Origin of the sequence: Streptomyces sp. NPDC059989 (assembly GCF_042736975.1) — a bacterium.
Lineage (GTDB): Bacteria > Actinomycetota > Actinomycetes > Streptomycetales > Streptomycetaceae > Streptomyces.
The window spans coordinates 25,198-32,804 of the sequence record NZ_JBHWUO010000067.1 but is presented as its reverse complement, the minus strand read 5'-3'; the positions used below and the strand labels follow the sequence as shown (position 1 = coordinate 32,804).

Annotated in this window: 7 protein-coding genes; 1 reads left to right on the top strand and 6 read right to left on the bottom strand. The window is 73.1% G+C overall.

The features are described 5' to 3' along the window. Nucleotides 1-261: 261 nt before the first annotated feature. The 6 genes from ACFWBN_RS35485 to ACFWBN_RS35460 form a co-directional block, all read right to left on the bottom strand. Nucleotides 262-1,026: an endonuclease/exonuclease/phosphatase family protein gene (locus tag ACFWBN_RS35485; protein WP_385184469.1), complete on the bottom strand. Its 765-nt coding sequence runs from the start codon at nt 1,024-1,026 to the stop codon at nt 262-264. A 71-nt stretch (nt 1,027-1,097) separates the two neighbouring features. Next, complete coding sequence (locus ACFWBN_RS35480; protein WP_385184466.1) at nt 1,098-2,039, bottom strand: ROK family glucokinase; 942 nt, start codon at nt 2,037-2,039, stop codon at nt 1,098-1,100. Nucleotides 2,040-2,100: 61 nt separating this feature from the next. Then, complete coding sequence (locus ACFWBN_RS35475; protein WP_385184463.1) at nt 2,101-2,559, bottom strand: DUF5304 domain-containing protein; 459 nt, start codon at nt 2,557-2,559, stop codon at nt 2,101-2,103. A gap of 76 nt (nt 2,560-2,635) precedes the next feature. Then, on the bottom strand, nt 2,636-3,865 hold the full coding sequence (locus ACFWBN_RS35470) for an ArsA family ATPase (protein ID WP_385184460.1): 1,230 nt from the start codon (nt 3,863-3,865) through the stop codon (nt 2,636-2,638). Nucleotides 3,866-4,258: 393 nt separating this feature from the next. After that, nucleotides 4,259-4,699, bottom strand: coding sequence for an SRPBCC family protein (locus ACFWBN_RS35465; protein ID WP_385184458.1), 441 nt, complete (start codon nt 4,697-4,699; stop codon nt 4,259-4,261). Nucleotides 4,700-4,778: 79 nt separating this feature from the next. Next, nucleotides 4,779-5,555, bottom strand: coding sequence for a metallophosphoesterase (locus ACFWBN_RS35460; protein ID WP_385184455.1), 777 nt, complete (start codon nt 5,553-5,555; stop codon nt 4,779-4,781). A gap of 230 nt (nt 5,556-5,785) precedes the next feature. Here ACFWBN_RS35460 and ACFWBN_RS35455 point away from each other — a divergent pair, with 230 nt between their 5' ends. After that, complete coding sequence (locus tag ACFWBN_RS35455; RefSeq protein ID WP_385184452.1) at nt 5,786-7,582, top strand: AMP-dependent synthetase/ligase; 1,797 nt, start codon at nt 5,786-5,788, stop codon at nt 7,580-7,582. The last annotated feature ends 25 nt before the right edge of the window (nt 7,583-7,607 follow it).

Below are 7,607 nucleotides of genomic sequence, written 5' to 3'. Positions count from 1 at the left end.
CCGGCGGGGCTGGAATTGCCCTCCGGGCAACCCAGCCCAGCCAGGCAGGCGGCATCAGTCAAATCCAGCCCCGCCGGAGGCACATCCAGCCCCGCCGGCGTTTGAGGCGCCGCCGGAAGCACATCCAGTCTCGCCGGCGTTTGAGGCGCCGCCGGAGGCACATCCAGCCTCGCCGGCGTTTGAGGCGCGGGGTCTGGGGCGGAGCCCCGGGAAGCCGGGCCGCAGGCTGGGCACGGCCTCAGCCGGCACGGTCCCGCCGGGCTACGGCGCAGCCGGGAGGCGGAGGGCCGCCAGCACCGGCAGATGGTCCGAAGCCGCCAAGAGGTCGGCCCCCGAAACCCCGGCCAGCCCGGCAGGGACACCGCAGGCAAGGACCTCCACCCCCCGCGAAGCGAACACCGCATCGATCCGCCGCTCCGGCGCCGCCGGCGGGAACGTCGGGCCCCCGCCCCACGGCGCCGCCTCCCGGCAGTCCTGGAGGGCCGCCGCCAGCATCCCGAAGGCGGGCCCGCCCGGGCCCTCGTTCACGTCGGCGGCGGCGATCGCGTGCGGCGCGCCCAGCGAACCGAGCCGCTCCAGCAGGAGCTCCGCCTGGGCCCTCCGCTCCGCCGCGTCCAGCGACAGGTGGGCGCTGATGACCCCCACCCGGGCCGCCCCGAAGCGGACCACGGCCGTGGCGAAGCCGCGCCGGTGCAGGCCCGGGGTGCGAGGAAGCAGGACGTCCTCCGTCCGCTCCACGAAGGCCCGTAGCGAACACAGCAGCAGCGGCCCGGCCGCCGTCGCTCCCCCGCCCAGCACCACGAGGTCGGTCTTCGCGGCCAGCCGCGCCGCGTGCTTGCGCCAGCGGAAGAAGCGCGGCGCCTCCTGTACGAAGACCAGGTCGGGCGCGCACGCCCGGATGACCCGGGCCAGCGCCTCCTCGTCGTCGCGCAGCGAGCGGATGTTGTAGCTGAGCGCCCGGATCACGGCGGAACCGTCCGGCTCCGTACGAGACTTCGGCAACGAAGGCAGCAGCTGTTGGTCCATGCCCCGCAAGATACGCAAACGCCCGCCGCTCCCCCAGGGGGCGCGGCGGGCGGTCACGTCGAGGGAGGGCGTCAGCCCTGGCGCGCCAGGTCCGCCGCGCCCACGAGCCCTGCCTTTCCGCCCAGCTGGGCGGCGAGGACCTGCGCGTGCGGGCGCCACGCGCCGCCCACCAGCCAGCGCTTGAAGGACTTGCGGATCGGGTCGAGGACGAGGTCGCCCTCGTCGGAGACCCCGCCGCCGACGATGAAGGCGGACGGGTCGAACAGCGAGGCCAGGTCGGCCAGTCCCGCGCCGGCCCAGCGGGCCAGCTCGCGGAAGGCGTCGATGGCCACCAGGTCGCCCTGCCGGGCGGCCTCGCTGATGTGCTTGCCCTCGATGCCCTCGGGGGTGCCGTCGCCGAGGGAGAGGAGGATCGTGGCGTTCTCGGGGGTCGCGTTGGCGCGCTGCTTCGCGTACCGCACGAGCGCGCGCCCGGAGGCGTACTGCTCCCAGCAGCCCTGGCTCCCGCATCCGCACAGCAGGCCGTCCGGGACGACCCGGATGTGCCCGAACTCGGCGGCGACGCCGAAGCGCCCGCGCCGCAGCTTGTTGCCGATGATGATGCCGCCGCCCAGGCCGGTGCCGAGCGTGATGCAGATGACGTCTTCGTGGCCCTGGCCGGCGCCGAAGCGGTACTCGCCCCAGGCCGCGCAGTTCGCGTCGTTCTCGACGACGACGGGGAGGCCGATGCGCTGCTCGACCTTGTCCTTCAGCGGCTCGTGGCGCCAGTTGATGTTCGGCGCGAAGAGCACCGTCGCGCGCTTGTCGTCCACGTAGCCGGCGGCACCGATGCCGACGGCCTCGATGGTGTGGTTGCTGCTGACTTCGGAGACGGCGGCGCAGATGGCCTCCGTGACTCCGTCCGCGGTCGGCGGGGTGGGCACCTTGTACGTCTCAAGGATGGTGCCCTCTTCGTCGACCACGCCGGCCGCGATCTTCGTGCCGCCGATGTCGACGCCGATGGTGAGTCCCATTAGTCCCTCGGTTTCCGGTCAAACCCCGCCACGGCCAAAGGTACCCGAGGGCGGCAGAGGTTCAGTCGAGATCGATCCGCTCCGTCGGGCCCGTACCAGGGCCTTCGTCGCGGGGGTCGCGCTCCTTGCGGGGGGCCGGGGGCTCGTTCCGCGTCCAGCGGCGCTCGTGGCCCTCCACGGCCGAGCGGTAGGCGGCGAGCAGCTCGGAACCGGCGGCCGCGAGGTGGTCGAAGACCTCGGGATTGCGCTCGATGACGGGCTTGGCGGCGGTCTTCGCCTGGTTGACGAACTGGCGCACGGCTCCCTGGGCGGCGCCGCCGATCAGCGGGTTGTTCAGCCCGGAGACCTTGTCGGCGACGGCCTCGAACAGCTTGAACAGCTCCTCGGCGGCGGTCCCGGTGCCCGAGGCGCCCGTCCCTCCGCCCTGCCCGCGCAGGCGCTCCTTCTCGGCGGCCAGGTCCTCGGCGCAGGCCTTGGCCCAGGCGTCGTCGTCGGTGGGGCGGTCGGTGGCCTCGCTCATGGCGGACTCTCCTGCGGCAGCTGCTGTGCGTGCGGTACGGGCTACCTTCGACGGTACCCGAACGGCGGTACGGGGATCAGCGCGTGCGCGGCCAGAGGCCCGGGTCCGGGGTGAAGCGGATGCGGAGCGCGTCTTCGGCCAGGGCCGCGCCGGAAACGGTGCAGCGGCGCAGTGCGGCGGGCAGCGGAACGATCCTGCGGTACGGGCCCGCCGTGAGCAGCAGCTCGTCGCCGCGGCGGACGAGGTCGAGCTCGCGCTTGTGGGCGCCGGGCAGCGGGACCACCCAGACGAGTACCCCGTCCTCGGCGAGCCGGTCCTCGACCGTCCAGGCCGGGCGGGGTGCGGGCGGCGGGGGGACGAGGTCGCCGGCGGTGTCGGCCCCGTCGTCGGCGGTGTCGGCGAGCAGCTCCAGGTCCTGGGGGCCGCGGGGGGCCCGGCCGAGGTGGGGCAGCCGGATCACCGGGATCTCCCCGGCCCACTGGGCGGCGTACTTCTCCTGCTCGGCGGCGAGCCCGGCGAGCCACGGGTCGGCGGATCCCTGGGGCAGGGTGCGGTTGGCGACGACGGCGGCGACGGGCAGCTGCTGGAGGGCGAGCCCGAGCCGCCCCAGCCGGACGGCGTCGGCGGCGGCCGGCCCCGGCTCGGCGACCAGTCGCACTTCGGTGGTGTCGGCCTCGACGACGGCCTGCACGGCGGCGAGCTCCTCGTCCCAGCGGGCGGCGGCCTCGTAGAGCCACTGCGCGGGCATGGGCACCCCGGCCAGCTGGGCCAGGACGGGCCGCAGGGCGCGGGCGGCCTGCCGTTCGGCGGGGAGCAGCCGGGCGAGGTAGCGGCGCAGCTGGGCGGGGAGGGCGAGGGTGGCCACTGCCTGGTGGAGCGGCGGCATGTCGACGACGACGAGATCGGTGCCGGGGGCGGTGGCGGCCCGGCGGAGGGCGCGCAGCAGCGCGAACTGCTCGGCGCCGGGCAGCTCGGTGAGCTCCTCGGCCGTGAGGGGCCGGGCCCCGACCATCCCGAGGAGCGTGGATCCGCGCTCCTGGAGGGCGACGAGCTCTTCGCGGAACTCCTCGCCGGAGTCCACGCGGGCCACGCGCAGCCCTTGAGCGGCGGTGATGGCCCACAGGCCGGGCGCGACCTCTGCGGGGTCCCCGGCCTGTTCGCCCACGAGGGCGGCGACCGGGTCCCCCACGTCCCCGGACAGCAGGAGCACCCGGCGCCCCTGCCGGGCCGCCGCGAGGGCGGTGGCTGCGGCGACGGTGGTCCTCCCGGAGCCTCCGGGGCCGGTGATCAGCAGGGTGTGCGGCATGGGGGCTACTCCGGATCGCTGGTGACGTTGCGGCGCCTTGCCGCGGGTGCGGGCCTCGGGGTGGCGGGGCGCCGCTGCGCGGAGCGGTCCCCTACCCGCCCTTCCACCTCCCCCAGACTTCGTCCGGGGGGACCCCCACCCGGGCTCCGCCCGGACCCGCAAAGACCCTGAGGCTCCGCCCCAGACCCCGCGCCTCAAACGCCGGCGAGGCTGATTGCGCTCCGCGCAATCCCGCCTCGCCGAGCATGGGGCCCGCGGCCCGCACTTCCAGGCGTACGCCGGCCAAATCCAGCCCCGCCGGCGTTTGAGGCGCGGGGGTCCGGGGCGGAGCCCCCGCGGGGGTCCGGGGCGGAGCCCCGGCAGCGGCGGCCGGCCGAGGCCGGAGCCAAGGGGTCAGGTCGATTCCACGCGCTTCTTCAGGCCGGCCAGGGCACGATCGATGATCACCTTCTCGGCCTTGCGCTTGATCATGCCGAGCATCGGGATCTTGACGTCCACGGTCAGCGAGTAAGTGACCTCGGTCCGCTTGCCGCCGTCCACCGGGGCCAGCCGGTAGGAGCCGTCCAGCTGTCGCAGCATCTGCGACTTGTCCAGGGTCCAGCTGACCTCGTCCGCACCCTTCCAGGTGTACGCGAGGGTGTGGTCGTCCTTGATCGCGCCCGCGTCGAGCAGCAGCCGGACCTTCTCGGCCCGGCCCTCGGCGTCGGCGGCCAGCACCTCGGCCTCCTTCACCTCGCCGGTCCACTCGGGGTAGCGGGCGAAGTCGGCGATCACGGCCATCACGTCGGCCGGCGAGGCGTCGATCGTGATGCTTGAGCTGGTGTGTTCCGCCATCGCGGTGGCTCCTCCAGAGAGTGTTCGAGGAAGTGTGCGGCCTCCGGCCGCCGCTCGAAGGCTACCGTGCGTGCGGAGCTCACCACTCCAGGGCCCATGGCCTTCCGGTCGCCGCGAAGTGCCCGACGTTCACGCACTCCGTGCTCCCGATCCGCATCCGCCGCGCCAGCGGCTGGTGCACGTGCCCGAAGAGGGCGTACCGGGGGCGGGTCCGCCGGATGGCGGCGAGCAGGGCCTCGCTGCCCCGTTCGAAGCGCCGTGCCACGGTGTCGTAGCAGAGCTCCGGCACCTCCGGCGGGATGTGCGAGCACAGTACGTCCACCTCCCCCAGGGCCTCCACCTTGGCCGCGTACTCCTCCAAGGGCACCTCGTAGGGCGTGCGCATCGGCGAGGGCAGCCCGCCGCCCACGAAGCCGAAGACCCGGCCGCCGATCTCCACCCGCTGCCCGTCGAGGACGGTGAGGCCGGGGCGGTCGGCGTACTCCGGCCACAGGCCCGGGATGTCGACGTTGCCGTAGGTGGCGTACGTGGGGTTGGGGAAGGCGGCGAACATCTCGGCGTACTGCCGGCGCACCGCGCCCTCGATCATCCGTTCCCGGTCCAGCCCGGCCCACAGCCGCCGCCCGAGGGCGTGGGCCTCCTCGAAGCGGCGCGCGGTGCGGAGTTCCACGATCCGGTCGGCGTTCTCGACGCCGAAGAGGTCGGGGAAGATCCCGCGCGAGTGGTCGGCGTAGTCGAGGAAGAGGACCAGGTCGCCGAGGCAGATCAGCGCGTCGGCGCCGTCCCCTGCCCTGGCGAGGGCCTCGGTGTTGCCGTGTACGTCGCTCACGACGTGAACCCGTGTGCTGCCAGCCATGCGGTCACCCTAGGGGCGCCTGGTGACGGAGGGGTAGTGCGGGTGGTGAAAGCGGCCGGACCTGCGGTTACTTCCGAGTCCTGAACGGGGTCGACTAGTGTCGGCACGGAATTGCTGCGTCATGTGACGCAGGGAACATCTGGCCGGTTCCCTCTATCGGGAACCCACTACCGGTGGGTAACGTCCGGTCGGTCCACACGGTGGCGATGGCGCCCAGAGGAGCAGCAGTCTTGCGCGAGTTCAGCCTTCCGGCCCTGTACGAGGTCCCGTCGGACGGGAACCTGACGGATCTCATCCGCCGCAATGCCGCTCAGCATCCAGACACCGCCGTCATGAGCCGCAAGGTCGACGGCCGGTGGCAGGACGTGACCGCGACCGAGTTCCTCGCCGAGGTGCGGGCCACCGCCAAGGGCCTGATCGCGGCCGGCATCCGCCCCGGCGACCGGGTCGCCCTGATCTCCCGCACCCGCTACGAGTGGGTGTTGATCGACTTCGCGATCTGGAGCGCGGGCGGCGTCACCGTCCCCGTGTACGAGACCAGCTCCCCCGAGCAGATCCAGTGGATCCTCGGCGACTCCGGCGCCGTCGCCGCGATCGTCGAGAGCCCCGCGCACAGCACGGCCGTGGCCTCGCTGCGCGACCGGCTGCCGGAGCTGCGCGAGGTCTGGGAGATCGAGCAGGGCGCCCTCGACACGCTGAAGAGCGCGGGCGCCGCGATCACCGACGCCGAGGTCGAGGAGCGCAGCAGCCTCGCCAACGCCGACGACCCGGCGACCATCGTCTACACCTCGGGCACCACCGGCCGCCCCAAGGGCTGCGTGCTGACCCACCGCAACTTCTTCGCCGAGTGCGGCAACGTGGTGGAGCGCCTCAGCCCGCTCTTCCGCACCGGCGAGTGCTCCGTCCTGCTCTTCCTGCCGGCCGCGCACGTCTTCGGCCGCCTGGTCGAGGTGGCCGCCGTCCTGGCTCCGATCCGCCTGGGCTGCGTACCGGACATCAAGAACCTGACCGACGAGCTGCAGGCCTTCAAGCCCACCCTCATCCTCGGTGTGCCGCGCGTCTTCGAGAAGGTCTACAACTCGGCGCGCGCCAAGGCGCAGGCCGACGGCAAGGGCAAGATCTTCGACGCGGCGGCGGAGACGGCGATCGCGTACAGCCGCGCGCTGGACGCCCCCGGCGGCCCGTCCCTCGGCCTGAGGCTCAAGCACAAGCTGTTCACCAAGCTGGTCTACAGCAAGCTGCACACGGTCCTCGGCGGCCGCGGCGAGTACGCGATCTCGGGCGGCGCCCCGCTGGGCGAGCGCCTCGGACACTTCTTCCGCGGCATCGGCTTCACCGTGCTGGAGGGCTACGGCCTGACCGAGTCCTGCGCGGCCACGGCCTTCAACCCGTGGGACAAGACGAAGATCGGTACGGTCGGCCAGCCGCTCCCGGGCTCCGTGGTGCGCATCGCGGACGACGGCGAGGTACTGCTGCACGGCGAGCACGTCTTCCAGGGCTACTGGAAGAACGAGACGGCGACCGCCGAGGCGCTGACCGACGGCTGGTTCCACACCGGCGACGTCGGCACCCTCGACGAGGACGGCTACCTCGCGATCACCGGACGCAAGAAGGAACTCATCGTCACCGCGGGCGGCAAGAACGTGGCGCCCGCCGTGATCGAGGACCGCATCCGCGCCCACGCGCTGGTCGCGGAGTGCATGGTGGTGGGCGACGGGCGGCCGTTCGTCGGCGCGCTGGTCACCATCGACGAGGAGTTCCTGGGCCGCTGGGCCGCGGACAACGGCAAGCCGGCCGGTGTGACGGCGGCGGAGCTGCGCGAGGACGCGGACCTCGTCGCCGCCGTCCAGAAGGCCGTGGACGACGGCAACGCGGCGGTTTCCAAGGCGGAATCGGTGCGGAAATTCCGCATTCTGCCCTCCCAGTTCACGGAGGAGTCGGGCCACATCACGCCGTCGCTGAAGCTCAAGCGCAACGTGGTGGCGAAGGACTTCGCGGACGAGATCGAAGCGCTCTACCAGCCCTAGTGCTGTGACCGGAAAGGTTCACCGC